At 61.6% G+C, this 14991-nt stretch carries 14 protein-coding genes; 7 read left to right on the top strand and 7 right to left on the bottom strand.

All coding sequences use genetic code 11. The features are described 5' to 3' along the window. Positions 1-106 precede the first annotated feature (106 nt). Positions 107-1447, bottom strand: a complete 1341-nt coding sequence (nhaA, locus tag MTP16_RS16160) for a Na+/H+ antiporter NhaA (RefSeq protein WP_243511619.1) — start codon at positions 1445-1447, stop codon at positions 107-109. Between the two features lie 95 nt (positions 1448-1542). Then, positions 1543-1926, bottom strand: a complete 384-nt coding sequence (locus MTP16_RS16155) for a winged helix-turn-helix transcriptional regulator (protein WP_243511617.1) — start codon at positions 1924-1926, stop codon at positions 1543-1545. 211 nt (positions 1927-2137) lie between these two features. On the opposite strand from MTP16_RS16155, the gene MTP16_RS16150 reads away from it, so the two are divergent. Both MTP16_RS16150 and MTP16_RS16145 read left to right on the top strand, forming a co-directional pair. After that, positions 2138-2734, top strand: coding sequence for an FMN-dependent NADH-azoreductase (locus tag MTP16_RS16150; RefSeq protein ID WP_243511615.1), 597 nt, complete (start codon positions 2138-2140; stop codon positions 2732-2734). 152 nt (positions 2735-2886) lie between these two features. After that, the gene (locus MTP16_RS16145) at positions 2887-3996 is read left to right on the top strand and encodes a VWA domain-containing protein (RefSeq protein WP_243511613.1); all 1110 of its coding nucleotides are present in this window, start codon (positions 2887-2889) and stop codon (positions 3994-3996) included. Between the two features lie 315 nt (positions 3997-4311). On the opposite strand, the gene MTP16_RS26020 is transcribed toward MTP16_RS16145, so the two are convergent. Further along, positions 4312-4584, bottom strand: a complete 273-nt coding sequence (locus tag MTP16_RS26020; protein WP_317244067.1) for a carbon-nitrogen hydrolase family protein — start codon at positions 4582-4584, stop codon at positions 4312-4314. Positions 4585-4596: 12 nt separating this feature from the next. Further along, a complete protein-coding gene (locus MTP16_RS16140) occupies positions 4597-5844 on the bottom strand; it encodes a GNAT family N-acetyltransferase (RefSeq protein WP_317244066.1) in 1248 nt (415 codons plus the stop codon). A gap of 310 nt (positions 5845-6154) precedes the next feature. Here MTP16_RS16140 and MTP16_RS16135 point away from each other — a divergent pair, with 310 nt between their 5' ends. The 3 genes from MTP16_RS16135 (at position 6155) to MTP16_RS16125 (ending at position 9049) form a co-directional block, all read left to right on the top strand. Continuing rightward, on the top strand, positions 6155-6616 hold the full coding sequence (locus tag MTP16_RS16135; protein ID WP_243511611.1) for a helix-turn-helix domain-containing protein: 462 nt from the start codon (positions 6155-6157) through the stop codon (positions 6614-6616). A 6-nt stretch (positions 6617-6622) separates the two neighbouring features. Further along, a complete protein-coding gene (locus MTP16_RS16130; RefSeq protein ID WP_243511609.1) occupies positions 6623-6994 on the top strand; it encodes a hypothetical protein in 372 nt (123 codons plus the stop codon). Positions 6995-7057: 63 nt separating this feature from the next. Then, positions 7058-9049, top strand: a complete 1992-nt coding sequence (locus tag MTP16_RS16125) for an AAA domain-containing protein (RefSeq protein ID WP_243511605.1) — start codon at positions 7058-7060, stop codon at positions 9047-9049. Positions 9050-9236: 187 nt separating this feature from the next. Here MTP16_RS16125 and MTP16_RS16120 read toward each other — a convergent pair whose 3' ends face one another. Together MTP16_RS16120 and MTP16_RS16115 are read right to left on the bottom strand one after the other, a co-directional pair. Further along, entirely contained in the window at positions 9237-11405 is a 2169-nt protein-coding gene (locus tag MTP16_RS16120) for a S9 family peptidase (RefSeq protein WP_243511602.1), read from the bottom strand. Positions 11406-11680: 275 nt separating this feature from the next. Further along, complete coding sequence (locus MTP16_RS16115; protein WP_243511599.1) at positions 11681-12874, bottom strand: SMP-30/gluconolactonase/LRE family protein; 1194 nt, start codon at positions 12872-12874, stop codon at positions 11681-11683. A 206-nt stretch (positions 12875-13080) separates the two neighbouring features. Between MTP16_RS16115 and MTP16_RS16110 the strand changes: the two genes are divergently transcribed. Then, a complete protein-coding gene (locus tag MTP16_RS16110) occupies positions 13081-13596 on the top strand; it encodes an FKBP-type peptidyl-prolyl cis-trans isomerase (protein WP_243511597.1) in 516 nt (171 codons plus the stop codon). 84 nt (positions 13597-13680) lie between these two features. Continuing rightward, the gene (locus tag MTP16_RS16105; RefSeq protein WP_243511595.1) at positions 13681-14397 is read left to right on the top strand and encodes a hypothetical protein; all 717 of its coding nucleotides are present in this window, start codon (positions 13681-13683) and stop codon (positions 14395-14397) included. Here the strand turns inward: MTP16_RS16105 and MTP16_RS16100 are convergent. Next, a complete protein-coding gene (locus tag MTP16_RS16100; RefSeq protein WP_243511593.1) occupies positions 14389-14985 on the bottom strand; it encodes an acyl carrier protein phosphodiesterase in 597 nt (198 codons plus the stop codon). The genes MTP16_RS16105 and MTP16_RS16100 overlap by 9 nt on opposite strands. Positions 14986-14991: the final 6 nt, after the last annotated feature.

Below are 14991 nucleotides of genomic sequence, written 5' to 3'. Positions count from 1 at the left end.
AACCTCATTATCCCCCTGAACAATGTAGGGGCGGGGCTTGCCCCCGCCCGCCGTTGAACGAAACCCACGTTGGCCGTTCAACGACGGGCGGGGGCAAGCCCCGCCCCTACGCCTTTCTATCTGGGCCTGACGCCTCAGGACCGGCAGCTGCGGTGCTGCGGAGCAGCGCATAGCCCAGCGCCCCAGCGGTAAGGGACGCCGTCAGGATGGCCAGCTTGGCGGCATCGGTGCCGGCGGAGTGTTCGCCCAGCGCCAGCAGGGTGACGAAAATGGACATCGTGAAGCCAATGCCGGCCAGCACCCCGGCGCCCCACAGCTGCGGCCACGCCACCCCGGGCGGCAGCGCGGCCCAGCCCAGGCGCACCGTGAGCCACGACAACAGCCCGACGCCCAGCGGCTTGCCCACCACCAAGCCCACGATGATGCCCAGGCCCAGCGGCGAAAGCAGACCTTGCAGCGCCGCCGGCTCGATGACGAGGCTGGTGTTGGCAAACGCAAACAGGGGCACGATGCCGAAGCTCACCACCGAATGCAGCTGCGTTTCGAGCCGCTGCGCCGGCGAGCTGCTTTGCTGGTGCAAGTCCTCCAGCTCCTCGCTGATGATGCGCGGGTCGGCCGCAGGCTCGTGCGTTTCCATGCGCAGCAGAGCCAGTCGCTCATCCACCCGGCGCAGCAGCTCCTGGCGCGAGTACGGCACCCGAAACGGAATGGCCACCGCCAGCAGCACCCCGGCCAGGGTGGCGTGAATGCCCGATTCGAGCATGAAATACCACAGCACCACGCCCAGAGGCAGATACGCCCACAGGCTGCGAACCCGCAACCAGTTGAAGCTCAGCGTGAGGCCCCAGGTGCCCAGCGCTAAACCGAGATAAATCAGGTGCAGCTCGCGGGTATAGAACAGGGCGATGACTACCACGGCCCCCAAATCGTCGACAATGGCCAGAGCCGTCAAAAACACCTTCAGCCCTAGCGGGATGCGTGACCCCAGCAGCTGCAGCGCGGCCAGGGCAAAGGCAATGTCGGTGGCCATGGGAATGCCCCAACCGCCGGCCGTGGGCGTGCCGTGGTTGAAGCAGGCAAACAGCAGCGCCGGCATGAGCATGCCGCCCAGCGCGCCGGCAATGGGCAGCGCCGCCTGCCGGGGCGAGGACAGCTCGCCGTCGAGCACTTCGCGCTTGATTTCCAGGCCCACGATGAGGAAAAAAATCGTCATCAGGCCGTCGTTTATCCATTGCAGCAGCGTGTGGTCAAACAACAGGCCCGGCAGTTCCACGCGCAGGTGCTCGTCCCACACGGCCGGAAAGTGGCGCGCCGGGCCCCAATTGGTATTGGCCAGCACCAGGGCCAGCACGGCGCTGGCCATCAGCACGATGCTGCCGGCGGCCTCGCGCCGGAAAAACTCTCCAAAAGGTCTCGTCAGGGGGCGGATAATTTCTTCAACAAGCATTGGCTAATGGTGATGGCCTCGTCATACTACGCGCCGGGGCGGCGGGGCGGCGGCAATCTGGCGCATTTTTGCCAATTAAGCGCCGGGTGCCCGGGCTAAGCGCGCGGGGCGGCTGCGGGCGCCCGCTTCTTGCCCACGATGGTTTCGTGGTGCATCTCGCCCCAGCGGCGCAGGGCCTGCAGCACCTCACCCAAGGTTCGGCTGTATTCGGTCGCCTCGTACTCCACGGTTTGGGGCGTGGTGTTGAGCACGGTGCGCGTCACCAGCCGGTCCATTTCCATCTCCTGCAATTCTTTGGACAGGATGCTGGGCGAGATGTTGAGCGTCCGGCTCAGCTCCTTGAAACGGTACTTGCGCTCGCCCAGCGCCGCCAGAATCACCAGCTTCCACTTGCCGCCCACCACGTCGAGGGTGTCGCGCACGGCTTGATGGGCACTGCGGCAGTTGGCAGGAGTATGTTCGACAGATTCAGGACTCATAACGGCGGGGATTGGTGCGCATGTACTACCAATGTATTGGGCTGGAGGTTTACCAAGCGAATGAAGCCTGTTTCCCAATGCCTTAATTTCCAAATAGCTACTCTTTTCAGTACCGGTACTGTTTTGAGAATCAGCTAGGAATCGGGTTGGGGCGCCCGATAGGTTTGCCGGGCCAGTCAGCCCACACCATTGCGGCTGGCCCCACTTAGCCATGCACATTCTGCATATCATCTCCAGCCCCCGCGCCAACTCTTACAGCGCCCGGCTGGGCCGCCAAATCGTGGAGAAACTCCTGGCCGCCCACCCCGGCAGCTCGGTGCACGAGCGCGACCTTTCCCACCACCCGCTGCCCCACCTGGAAGAGGTGTTCGTGCAAGGCATTTTCACGCCGGCCGAAGCCCGCACGCCCAGCCAACAAGCCGCCGTGCAGCACTCCGATGAGGTGATTGACGAGGTGCTGGCGGCCGACGTGCTGGTCATCGGCTCGCCCATGTACAACTTCAGCATTTCCTCATCCCTCAAGGCCTGGCTCGACCACGTGGTGCGGGCCGGGGTCACGTTTAAGTACGGCCCGAATGGTCCGCAGGGCCTGCTCACGGGCAAAAAAGTGTACCTGGCGCTGGCCAGCGGCGGCGTGTATTCCGGGGGCTCCCCCATGGCCGCCTACGATTTCATGGCGCCCTACCTGAAACCGGTGCTGGGCTTCATCGGCCTCACCGACGTGGAGGTGGTGCGGGTGGAAGGCACCAGCATCCCCGATTTGGAGCCTATGGCGCTGAGCAAGGCCGTAGACAGCGTGGCGGTGTAGCTGTTTTGAAATGTAGGGGCGGGGCTTGCTCCCGCCCATCGTCAGACGGATATCGTTCGGCGATGGGCGGGGGCAGGCCCCGCCCCTACTATCGGTCTGCACAATGGCCGTCCGCCGCCATATTTACGGTCGCCAACCTTATGACCGCGCCCATGTCCTCCTCCACCCCTACCCGCTGGAAACTCGTTCTCGGCAGCGCCGCCGACGCTGAAAACGCCGTGCAAATGCCGCCCGACTACGGCAAAATGGACGACGTGCTCACCGCCCTTTACGACGGCGACAAATCCGAACGCAAAGCTGGTCTGGGTGGCTCGGCCCCGCGCGTGAGCCGCTGGCTGGGCGACATCCGCGAGTATTTCCCCACCGAAGTGGTGGCCGTGATGCAGCAGGACGCCATGACGCGTCTGGGCCTCAACCAGCTGCTGCTGGAACCCGAAATCCTGCGCACGGTGCAGGCCGATGTGCATTTGGTGGGCACGCTCATGTCCTTGAGCCGGGTGATGCCCCAGAAGGCCAAGGCCACGGCCCGCGAGGTCATTACCAAAGTAGTGCGCGAGCTGGAAAAGAAACTCAGCAACCCGCTGCGCCAGGCCGTGCAGGGCGCCCTGAGCCGGGCCGTGCGCAACCCGCGGCCCCGTTACCACGAAATCGACTGGGGCGCCACCATCCGGGCCAACCTCAAGCACTACCAGGCCGCCCACAAAACCGTGATTCCGGAGCGACTGGTGGGCTTTGGCCGGCGTGGGCAGGCCCTAAAGGAAATCGTGCTCTGCGTAGACCAAAGCGGCTCAATGGCCTCTTCGGTGGTGTACGCGGGTGTGTTCGGGGCCGTGCTGGCCTCACTGAAAGCGGTAAAAACGCACATGGTGGTGTTCGACACGGCCGTGGTGAACCTGAGCGAAAACCTGCACGACCCGGTGGACCTGCTTTTCGGCGTGCAGCTGGGCGGCGGCACCGATATTAACCTGGCCCTCACTTACTGCCAGCAGCTCATTTCGCGCCCCACCGACACCATCCTCGTCCTCATCACCGACCTCTACGAAGGCGGCAACGAGAAAGAAATGATAAAGCGCGCCGCCGCCCTCAAATCGGCAGGTGTCAACATTGTGGTACTGCTGGCCCTGAGCGACGACGGCGCCCCGAGCTTCGACCGCCGCGTGGCCGAGCAGCTGGCGGCCCTGGACATTCCCAGCTTTGCCTGCACGCCGGCCCGGTTTCCGGAGCTGATGGCCAATGCCATTCAAGGGCAGAAACTGGAATAGTATCCGTAGTGCAGTAGGGTGCGGGGCTTGCCCCCGCCCGTCGTTGAACGAATACCGCGCAACTCCTTCAACGACGGGCGGGGGCAAGCCCCGCACCCTACAACGAAGCTGTTCAGGAAATCGGCCGCGTGATGTAGAGACGCATACTTGCGTCTCGTCGTTGAACGAAAAGTACCCTCACTGTTCAACGAGGAGACGCAAGTATGCGTCTCTACATCGGCCAATAGACTTGCTAAACAGCTGCAACGTTTCTCAATCCACTTTGCAAAAAATATAGCTTAAGGCCCAGCTAAACAGTCACTCGCGCCGAGCCATTCAGTGCTTGGGCATGAGCTCGGCGGCACTCAGGGAATACACGTCGTGGCGGCGGTTGCGCAGGTTTTGCACGCTGCCGCTGTGGCGCAGCTTGTCGAGAATGCTCAGGTCCACGTCCGTCACTAATATCATTTCGGTATTCGGGGTGGCTTCGCTTTTCACGCCGGTGTTGGGGAAGGCGAAGTCGCAGGGCGTGAGTACGGCCGACTGCGCGTACTGAATGTCCATGTTTTTGACGCGGGGCAGGTTGCCCACCGAGCCGACCATGGCCACGTAGCACTCATTTTAGATGGCGCGGGCCTGGGCGCAGTGACGCACCCGCGAATAGGCCGTCTGGGTGTCGGTGAGGAAGGGAATGAACAGGATGTTCATGCCCTGGTTGGCCAGCAGGCGCGCCAGCTCCGGAAATTCGGCGTCGTAGCAAATCAGCACGCCGATGGGGCCGCAGTCGGTGTCGAAGGTCTGGAGGCGGGTGCCGCCGCGCAGAGCCCAGTATTTGGCCTCGTTGGGCGTGACGTGGATTTTCTCGTAGCGCTCCGTCGAGCCGTTGCGGCGGCAGAGGTAGCCCACGTTTTGCAGGGTGCCGTCGGCTTCCAGCACGGGCATCGAGCCGGTGATAATGTTGATGTGGTACTTCACGGCCAGCTGCGTGAAGCGGGCCAGGATTTCATCCGAAAACTGGCTCAGCTTGCGAATGGCGTCGATTTCGGACAGCTCATTGGCTTCGGCCATGAGAGGGCCGTGGAAGAGCTCGGGAAACAGGGCAAAGTCGGCGCGGTAGGCCGCCAGCGCGTCCACGAAGTACTCCACCTGCCGGAACATGTCGTCGAAGCCCTCGTAGAGGCGCATCTGCCACTGCACCAGGCCCAGGCGCACCTGGGTTTTCTGGGCCACGGCCGGCACGGGGCTGGTGTCGTAGAGCATGTTGTCCCACTCCATCAGCAGGGCGTAGTCGCCCGAGGCCGCGTCGCCGGGCAGATAGCCTTTCAGCACCCGCACCGGGTGGAAGTCGTTGGCCAGCTGAAAGTTCAGCGAAGCGTCCACAATTTCGCGGTCCTTCACTTTCTGCACGTACTGCTTCGGGGTGAGGGTGTCCATGTAGGCGTGGTAGCCCGGAATGCGCGCCCCGAAGGCTATTGCGCGCAGGTTGAGCCGCTCGCAAAGCTCCTTGCGGGCATCGTACAGGCGGCGGGCCAGCCGCCGGCCCCGCATGGCCGGCACCACGAATACTTCGATGCCATAAAGGGTGTCGCCGGTGGCGCTGTGGGTGCGAAAGGTGTAGTTGCCCGTCACATCCTGGTACGTGTGCGCGGCATCGAACTGGTCGTGCTTTACAATCAGGGCCAGCGCGGCGGCCACAATCTCATCGTTCACCGTGAGCACAAACTGGCCTTCCGGAAACAAGTCGACGAGCAGCTCGACCTGTTTGCGCGGCCAGTAGCTCTGCATGCGCGGGTAGGCCAGCAGCATGGCGGCTTTCAGAGCTTCGTAATCGGTTTTAAGGAGGTGACGTATTTCAATTATCTCATTCATAAACAGCAGCAAAAGACAGGTTCGACGCCAGCTTGCGCAACCCTGCGCCGGTCGTTGGCTCCCGATGTAAGTTGAAGTGTGTTGGATATTCCTACGCAGGAAAGGGAACGTTAGCCGATTTACGCGCGGGTAGCCGCGGCCGGGGCTGTTGTCGGAGAGATAGTAGCGCGAACTTTGTAGTTCGCGCAACCCGCGCCGTTTCAGGAATAGAAGTTCTGGCACGCGAACTACAAAGTTCGCGCTACTGAAAGCGCACGTCAGCCACTCAGATTCCGTAGCTGCTGCCGACTTTTACCCAACACCTCTGACCATGCAATCCATCGGACCGATTCGCACCGAAGCTGACTATCGCCAAGCCCTGACCCGGGTCGAAGCTATTTTTGAAGCCACACCTGGCACGCCCGATTTTGACGAGTTGGATATTCTGGGCACGCTTGTGGGCGCCTATGAAGCAAAACACTTCCCCATACCAGCACCCGTCCCCGGCGAATCAGGCTTAGCCTTGTCGGAAGTTTGGGTTTTTCATGGGTCAGGCGGCCGGCTTGCCAGTGGGATATTTACCTCTCAAACACAGGCCGAACAATTCATCACTCAATACCGCCTGACCGGGGTACTCACCAAATATCCCGTCGGGATAAGTGTTTACGACTGGACCATTCAGGAGCGTCTGTTTGAGCCAAAAAAACCCGAGCAATTCCAGGCTGGCTTTATTCAACGTTTCACCACCGCAAGTCAGGAGCACTACCATTACGACCCTGATGAAATTGGCTGACCTTAAATGAATCCAGAGCCCACCCAAGAATTCTTCTGTACTGCTATCGGCAACATTGTTGCCGAGCGCCCATATGGGCCCGGTGGTGAAGAAATACGCACTGGAACCAAGCATTTTCGGCCTGGGGCCAAGGTGTATATCATCGATTGGTTCCCGGGAACGTGTTCTGATGTAGTTGTAATTGGTCATCATCGAAAGTCAAACCGACCTATCAAAGCCATTATCAAGGCTAAATACATCGAAAACCTTCGCGTGAAGAATTGTTACAGTTTGGCTGCTGTTCGTTTGATTAAGGAGCATCAAGCCATTCAGCCCGCACCTGAACTCACGCAGGAATTCGCTGAAACCCTCTGCCAGGTATTACCACACTGGCGATAGTAAATCCGAATAGTCACTTGTTTTAGTTGTTCGTATTCACGTGCGAACCCAATCCGCTTTCTTTTGTCCGATACCACCCCCACTTTCGCCCCCGTCGACCCCTACGCCATTGAAAAAGAGCTGCGCCAGGTGCAGGCTCTCATGAAGCTGGAGCAGCAGGAAGACCTGGAGCAATTCAAGCTCAAAAACGCCAAGGCCAGCATCCAGGAGCGGCAGCAGCGCGGCCTCACCTGGTACCCCGTCACCATCTCGCAGGAAGAAATTGGCTTCGGCGGCAAGGTGGTGCTGGAGCTGGAGCGGCCCGCCGGCCAGCAGGGCCTGCACTTGTTTCAGGTGGGCAAAAACGCCTCCCTGTTTGGCAACGTGCCCGGCCGCTCGGCCACCGACCGCCCCACCCTCAGCGGGGTAATTACCAGCGTGCGGCGCAACAAGCTGCTGCTTGCCACCACCAAGGAAGACCTGCCCGACTGGGTGACCGAAGGCCACAAAATGGGCATCGACCTCACCTTCGACGAGGTGAGCTACCGCGAGATGGACTACGCGCTGGGCAAGGTGATGGGCGCTTACGGCGACCGCCTGGCCGAGCTGCGCGACATCCTGCTGGGTACCAAGGAAGCCCGCTTCCGCGAGGAGAAACCAGCCGACCTCTTCTACCCCAGCCCGCTCAACGAGTCTCAGCTGGCAGCCGTGCGCCACGTGATGGCCGCCAAGGACGTAGCCATCATCCACGGTCCGCCCGGCACCGGCAAAACCACCACGCTGGTGCAGGCCATCCTGGAGACCATCCGGCGCGAGCGGCGGGTGCTGGTGTGCGCGCCCAGCAACACGGCCGTCGATTTGCTCACTGAAAAGCTGGCCGAGCGCGGCGTCAACGTCATCCGCATGGGCAACCCCTCACGGGTGTCGGACCTGCTGCTGGAGCACACCCTCGACGCCCAGGTGATGAACCACAAGAGCTACAACGAGATGCGCTCGATGCGCCAGACGGCCGACCAGTACCGCGAAACAGCCAGCAAGTACGTGCGCAACTTCGGCTACGAGGAGCAGCAGCACCGCCGGCAGCTCAAGGAAGAGGCGCGCATGCTGTTCCAGCAAGCCGACGATTTGGAGCGCTACATCACCGAGGACTTGCTGGAATCGGTGCAGGTGATAACGTGCACGCTGGTGGGCGCCAGCAACCGCAACATCCGCCACCTCACCTACGAAACGGTGTTCATCGACGAGGCCGCCCAGGCTCTGGAGCCGGGCTGCTGGATTCCGATTTCCAAGGGCAACCGCGTGATTCTGGCCGGCGACCACCACCAGCTGCCGCCCACCGTGAAGAGCGAAAAAGCCGGCGCCCTGCGCGAAACGCTGTTCGAGAAAGCCATTAAGCGCCAGCCCACCACGGCCCGCATGCTCACGGTGCAGTACCGCATGCACGAGCAAATCATGCAGTTCAGCTCCGACCAGTTCTACGACGGCCGCCTCGAAGCCTACGAAACCGTGGCCCACGCCGGCCTCGACGCCTACGACCTGCGCTTTGCCCCCGACCTGCCCGTGGAATTCCTCGACACGGCCGGCTTTGGCTTCCAGGAAATCACCATTCCCGAAAGCCGCTCCACCGCCAACCCCGAAGAAGCCGACCTGCTCCTCAAGCGCCTCGCCCAACTCCTGGAACCCTACGACCCTGCCGACCACGAAGACGACCCGCTCAGCATCGGCGTTATTGCCCCCTACCGCGCCCAAATCAACTACCTGAAGGACGCCATCGAGGAAAACGACGAGCTCAGCGGCTTCATGCTGCACCGCCAGCTCAGCGTGGGCACCGTGGACTCCTTCCAGGGCCAGGAGCGCGACATTATTGCCATCACCCTCACCCGCAGCAACAACCACGGCGAAATCGGCTTCCTGAGCGACATCCGCCGCATGAACGTGGGCATGACCCGGGCCCGCAAGAAGCTGCTGCTCGTCGGCGACTCTTCGACACTGAGCGCCCACCCGTTCTTCAAAGCGCTGATTGAGTACGTGGAGCAAGTCGGCGGGTACCGCACGGCTTGGGAGCTGCAGGATTAGCTGATGCAGAACGATGTAGACACGCGACACTTCGCGTCGCTCCGTTGAACAAAATCGTGCGACAATTTTAGCGCAAGTCGTCCACTGAGGAGACGCGAAGTGTCGCGTCTCTACATCGCACTTACGGTGTATTGGAACAAAAGAGAGGCATGGAAATTTCCATGCCTCTCTTTTGCATTGTGCCGGTTTACCGCGCGCCGGGCGGGCAATTCTCCTTCAAAAACTTGGTAAAAGTAGCCGCCAAATGCTTGCTCGTACCCTCGCCTTCCGAGATGCCGTGGGTGCGGTTGGGGTAGGCCATCAGCTGGAAGGTTTTGCCGTGCTTCACCAACTCGTTTATCATCTGCTCGGCGTTGTTGTAGTGCACGTTGTCGTCGCCGGTGCCGTGGATGAGGAGCAGGTTGCCGCGCAGGTTTTTGGCGTGGGCCAGGGCCGAGTTGTCCACGAAGTAGTGCTTGTCTTCGGGCAGCAGGCCCATGTAGCGCTCCTGGTAGATGTTGTCGTAGTTCAACTGGTTATCCACCGCCGCGATGCTGATGCCGGTTTTGTAAATCTGCGGGTATTGGAACAGCAGGCCGAGCGTGGAGGAGCCCCCGCCGCTCCAGCCCCACACGGCCACGCGGCTGGTATCAACCCAGCTGTTTTTCAGCACCTCCTTCGCCCCCATCGCCTGGTCGCGGATGTTGAGCGCGCCGATGTTGTGGTAGATGGCCTTGCGGAACTCGCGGCCGCGCGGGGCCGGGGCGCCGCGGTTGTCGAGGGAGGCGTAGATGTAGCCGTCGTCGGCCATGCTGCCCTGGTAGAGGCGGTTGAAGCCCGTGCCGAAGTTGTCGGTCACCGTCTGGCTGGCCGGCTCGCCGTACACATAGAACACGATGGGGTACTTCTTGGCGGGGTCGAAGTTGCTGGGCTTCACCATCCAGCCGTCCAGGGTCACGCCGTCGGCGGTTTTCACCTGGAAAAACTCGGTTTTGGGCAGCTTCATGGCTTTGGCCTGGGCTGGCACTTCGCCGCCGCTCAGGCGCTTGTGCGCCGGCAGGTCTACTACGTCCGACACCGGGAAGCTGCTGGCGCTGGCGTAGCGGTGCAGGGCCACCCGGCCGTTGGGCGACACCTCGTAGGTGTTGGTGCCGCTGAGGGCGGCGGGCGTCACGCGCTCGGCCTTGCCGCCCTTCAGCGGCACTTTGTATAGGTAGCGCTGGGTGGCGTTGGTGGGCGAGGCCAGGAAATAGATGGTGCCGGTGGCCTCGCTGATGCCTTCCACGCTCACCACGTCGTAGTTGCCGGGCGTGAGCAGCTTTGCCTTGCCGCTGCGGTCAATCTGGTAGAGGTGGCGCCAGCCGTCTTTTTCGCTGGCCCACACAAAACTTTTGCCGCCCTGCAGCCAGTCCCAGCCCACGGGCTGGTCCTTGGCTTCCACCCAGGCCTTGTCGGTATCGGTGAAGATGGTTTTGGTGGCGCCGGTGGCAGCGGTGCACAGCATGAGCTTGCTCTCATTCTGGCGGCGGTTCAGCTGCTGGATAATCAGCTCGTTGGCGCCGGCCCATTCCATGCGCGGGATGTAATGCTGCACGGCGTCGCCGGGCACATCCATCCACTTCGTCTCGCCGCCACCCACGGCTACCACGCCGATGCGGCAGCGGCTGGGGTCCTCGCCCACCACGGGGTATTCTACCGGCACGGTGAACGGATACAGCGCGTCCGTCGTGTTCAGCATGAGGTAGTTGGGCGTCTTGCGGGCATCGAGCTGCCAGTAGGCCAGGTGCTGCCCGTCGGGGCTCCAGCGGAAGCCGTCGCGGCAGTCCAGCTCCTCCTCATACACCCAGTCGAAGGTGCCGTTGATGAGCTTGTCGGTGCCGTCGGTGGTGAGCTGGGTGATGGCGTGGTCAGCCAGGTTTTCCACGAACAGGTTATGGCCGCTCACGTAGGCCACCTTACGCCCGTCGGGCGAAAACTTGGCAAACATCAGCGACGACTCCGGCCGGCCCTTGCCCAGCTGCGTGAGCTGCTTACTGCCGGTGTCGTACACCCAATAGTCGCCGCGTGTATCGTAGCGCCACACCTTCTTCGTATTGGTATTAAGTAGGATAAGCCGGCCGTCATCGGACAGCGCCACGCGGCGCACCCCGAGCGGCTTGGTCTGGCCCGCTGGCGTGAGCTGGCGTTTGCTGAGCAGCGTGCGCGTCTGGCCGGGCTGGCGAATGTCGAGCTGCACCACGGAGTCGGGGCGCACCTGCAGGTAGCTGTAGCCGTCTTTGGTCCATTGGGTGCCGGCGTTTTGGGCCGAAGCAGACGCCGCTGTCAGCAGCGAAAAAGCTCCAACCAGGGCGGCCCGGTAGGCAAGGAATTGTTTCATCTGAAAAGAAGAACTGAAAACACAGATTTGGAATCCCAAAGCTAGCCCCGTTTGAAAATAAAAATCCCCGCCGGCATGGGCCAGTGGGGATTCATACATACGGTTGGGGAAGTTGCCTTTGGTCGGTCCGACGCCGTAGGCGTCCGACCGCCTGGTCGTCTGGACCAGTTTAGCTTTGGGTATCGTTCCCGCTTCAACCGGTCGGACGCCTACGGCGTCGGACCGGCAGCCGGAGTTTTCCAAAACAGCCACTATTTTACCGTTTGCTGCCGACACTACGGCAAATCAATCACCGACATGGTGTGCGGGGCGTCCGATTTGGTGTTGGCGAAGTGCTTCACCGGGTGGTCGAAGTCGGAGATGTAGAGGCGCTTGCCCTTGAGCAGCACCTCGGCGGGCTGGTCGAGCTTGCCGCCAGCGCCGTCGGTGTCGGGGTTTTGGGCCAGGGTGGTCACCTTGTTGCCGTTGCGCAGGTCCACCACTTCGATGGCGTTTTCGCGCGAGTTGCAGAGGTAGATTTTGTCGGTGGCCCGGTCGATGATGAGGCCGTCGACGCAGGGAATCTGCTTGCCACTCAGCGTCAGCGTTTCCTGCTTGGCCAGGCTGCCGTCGGGTTTCAACGACACGCGGTAGAGCTTGCCGTCGCCGAAGGAGCCGGTGTAGAGGTTGCCTTGGCTGTCGTAATCCAGGCCGTCGGCGCCGTTGTCCACGCCGGTTTCATTCACGGTAGTCGAGAACATGGCCAGCACGTGCGGGTCTTTGGTTTTGGGCTTCAGGTGCACGGTGCCCTTGCCGAGCTCGGCCAGCGAGAACTTCAGAATGGCGCTGCCTTTGTCGTTGTCGGGCAGGTCCCACTGGCTGTCGGTCACGTACAAGGTGTTCCCTTTCCAGAGCACCGCATTAGCCAGCGCGAAGCCATCTGCCACCGTGGTGATGGCGCCGGGCTTGCCGTTTTTCACTTCCACCCGCATCAGGCGCGATTTGAAATCTTTGCTGTTTTCATACTGGTTTTCGGCGTAATACAAGTTGCCATCGGGCCCGAACGCCAGGTCCATGGGCGCGGCCTTTTGGGTGGTGGGCTCCACGGGCAGGTTGGTGGCGTAGGGCTTGAGGGTGTTGCCGTCAATCTCCATCAGCGAGGCGGGCTGGCTGTTATCGGCCAGGTTGGGTACCGAGAGGATGAGGTGGCCGTTAGGCGCCAGCGCCAGGCCGTCGGGCGTGTTGTGGGCGTCGTCGAGGGTGAATAGCAGCTTGGGGCTGCCGATGGTGGGCACGGAGCCAGCCGGCAAACCCATGGTATCGGCCGGTTCGGCCGCCGTCTTAGCCGTGTCCGCGTCGGTTTTCACCACAGCCTCTTTGTTCACGGCTTCGCGTTCGGTGGTGGGCGGGTCGGACTGGCAGGCGGCCAGCAGCGTGCCGCCCATGAGCAGCGGCAGAAGCTGGCGGAAGGGTTTCGGGGAAAATAGCATCAGGAGAAAGTAGATTGAAAGGGCCAAAACGGCTGATTCCTAACGGCTGCCCGAACCCAGGGTTGCGCTGATGGCCCGGCGCGGCAGGATTTGGCCGGCACGGCGGCCAGCCTTTTCTGCTAAGCTTGCGTACCTATCTTGCCGAAAATTTTTCTTACCACCCTCCAAATTCCGCGGCCGTTCCAACCGGCCCAACCTTCCTGCTCATGGCTGCAATCAGCGAAAACAAAGTCGTTACCATTACCTACGACCTCAGCGTGACCGACGAAAACCAGGACAAAGTATTGGTGGAATCGGCCGAAGCCGACTCGCCGATGGTGTTCCTATTCGGCCACAGCGGCCTGCCCGAGGAGTTTGAAGCCCAACTCAATGGCAAAAACCCCGGCGACGAATTCCAGTTCAGCCTCACCCCCGACCAAGCCTACGGCGACTACGACGAGCAGGCCTTGGTGGAAATCCCTAAAGAAGTATTCCTCATCGACGGCAAGCTCGACGACGAAATGCTGCAGCCCGGCAACTTCCTGCCCATGGCCGACAACGAAGGCAACCACATGCAAGCCAAGGTGGTGAGCATCGGCGACACGGCCGTGCAAATGGACTTCAACCACCCGCTGGCCGGCATGGTGATGCACTTCCACGGCAAAATTCAGGACGTGCGCGACGCCTCCGCCGAGGAGCTGGCCCACGGCCACGTGCACGGCGAAGGCGGCCACCACCACTAAGCCCTTGAATTGGTAGCGTAACGGTGTTCCTGCAAAGCCTTCTGGATATTTGCAGGAACACTTTTTTATGAATGGTTGGGGACTATGCTTACGCCTAGGCTTCTTATTCTGCTCATGGCCTGCGTGATGAGCAGTTGCAACCATGCCGCGAGGCAAGAGGAAACAGCTGGCAAATCCGGTTCTGCTTCGTCAACCCCTCCTGCTCCTCACCCGCTTAAGGCCCAGCCGGAAAGGCCCTCCGTAAAGGACGAGGAGTTTTCGTTTTATCGGGATACCACGCTGCTGTTTGGGAAGTACATTATCGCGCACGATGACGAGGGCTACGCATCCGTCTTTTACAAACCTTCGCCCGACAGTGCGTGGGCAGAAATTCCGCAGGTGTACGGCCGCTCCGTGGAGCTGGACACGGCCAACGTGGACCGGCAGGGTGAGCCGGAATTGCTGCTCACCATAGAATACAAGCGCTCCGGCAGTGCAGCTTACGGGACCGTTCAAACGCTATACGTTTTGCGCCCCGGGCCAACGCTCGATTCGCTGCTGGCGGTTCGCACCGAATGTTCCGACTGGTATCACGCCTGGGAAGACGGCGAATTGTACAGCTTCGGCCAGACGCAACAAGTGACGGCTGGCTACGGGTTCATCTGCTTTGGCCCGGTGCGGGCTACGTGCGAGCGTAGCCACTCCACCGCGCCGTGCGAGTGTGATGCGCAAGACCTGGCCGAAGCCGGCGGGGTGCCCTTTGCCCGGCCCGGGCGGTACCGCTGGCAACGCGGCCGTTTGGCGTGGGTTGGCTCACGCTAAAAAACCGGCTACCATTGCCTGTAGCTCCGGGAAAAACGCCCAAAAATCGGTTTCATACGCCGCGTAGTTCGCTTCCAGCTCACCCACCGCCGTCTCCATGCCCGAACCGGCCGAGGCCCGGCGACTCAAGCCACTGAGGGCGCGGGAGATGCCAGCAGTTTCGGCGTAGCCCAATAGCCAGTTGTGCTGCACCAAGTGAGGAAAGAATTGCTGCACGCGGGCCGGCATTTCTGCCTCCTGGGCCTGCAGGGCCGCATACACGCGCCGGGTGAAATTGACTAAACTTTCAGAGGAGAACCCGGCGAAGTTGCGGGCCAGGAAATGGTCCAGAAACATGTCGGAAATCACGCCGGCGTACTTGCCGTAGCCGGCTTCGCGCAGGCGCTGGGTACTGCGCCGCACCACGGGGTGCTGGTCGGTGAAGGTGTCGATGGCGCGGTGCAGGCGGATGCCGGCTTGCACCGAAGGCGGGTAGTTTTCGAGCTGGCGGCCGGGCACCGAATCGGCTATGAACTGGCCGAGCAGCACGGCGGGATAGGTCGGCGCATCGGCCGGGCCGGAGAGGAAGAGGTGAGCCAGGAAGTTCATGGGTGT

Origin of the sequence: Hymenobacter monticola (genome assembly GCF_022811645.1) — a bacterium.
Classification (GTDB): Bacteria; Bacteroidota; Bacteroidia; order Cytophagales; family Hymenobacteraceae; genus Hymenobacter; species Hymenobacter monticola.
This window is presented reverse-complemented; position numbering and strand designations above follow the sequence as displayed.

Bases quoted from the DNA above. Each gene is read 5' to 3' on its own strand.
- nhaA (WP_243511619.1), bottom strand. From the start codon at position 1,447: ATGCTTGTTGAAGAAATTATCCGCCCCCTGACGAGACCTTTTGGAGAG.
- MTP16_RS16155 (WP_243511617.1), bottom strand. From the start codon at position 1,926: ATGAGTCCTGAATCTGTCGAACATACTCCTGCCAACTGCCGCAGTGCC.
- MTP16_RS16150 (WP_243511615.1), top strand. From the start codon at position 2,138: ATGCACATTCTGCATATCATCTCCAGCCCCCGCGCCAACTCTTACAGC.
- MTP16_RS16145 (WP_243511613.1), top strand. From the start codon at position 2,887: ATGTCCTCCTCCACCCCTACCCGCTGGAAACTCGTTCTCGGCAGCGCC.
- MTP16_RS16140 (WP_317244066.1), bottom strand. From the start codon at position 5,844: ATGAATGAGATAATTGAAATACGTCACCTCCTTAAAACCGATTACGAA.
- MTP16_RS16135 (WP_243511611.1), top strand. From the start codon at position 6,155: ATGCAATCCATCGGACCGATTCGCACCGAAGCTGACTATCGCCAAGCC.
- MTP16_RS16130 (WP_243511609.1), top strand. From the start codon at position 6,623: ATGAATCCAGAGCCCACCCAAGAATTCTTCTGTACTGCTATCGGCAAC.
- MTP16_RS16120 (WP_243511602.1), bottom strand. From the start codon at position 11,405: ATGAAACAATTCCTTGCCTACCGGGCCGCCCTGGTTGGAGCTTTTTCG.
- MTP16_RS16115 (WP_243511599.1), bottom strand. From the start codon at position 12,874: ATGCTATTTTCCCCGAAACCCTTCCGCCAGCTTCTGCCGCTGCTCATG.
- MTP16_RS16110 (WP_243511597.1), top strand. From the start codon at position 13,081: ATGGCTGCAATCAGCGAAAACAAAGTCGTTACCATTACCTACGACCTC.
- MTP16_RS16105 (WP_243511595.1), top strand. From the start codon at position 13,681: ATGCTTACGCCTAGGCTTCTTATTCTGCTCATGGCCTGCGTGATGAGC.
- MTP16_RS16100 (WP_243511593.1), bottom strand. From the start codon at position 14,985: ATGAACTTCCTGGCTCACCTCTTCCTCTCCGGCCCGGCCGATGCGCCG.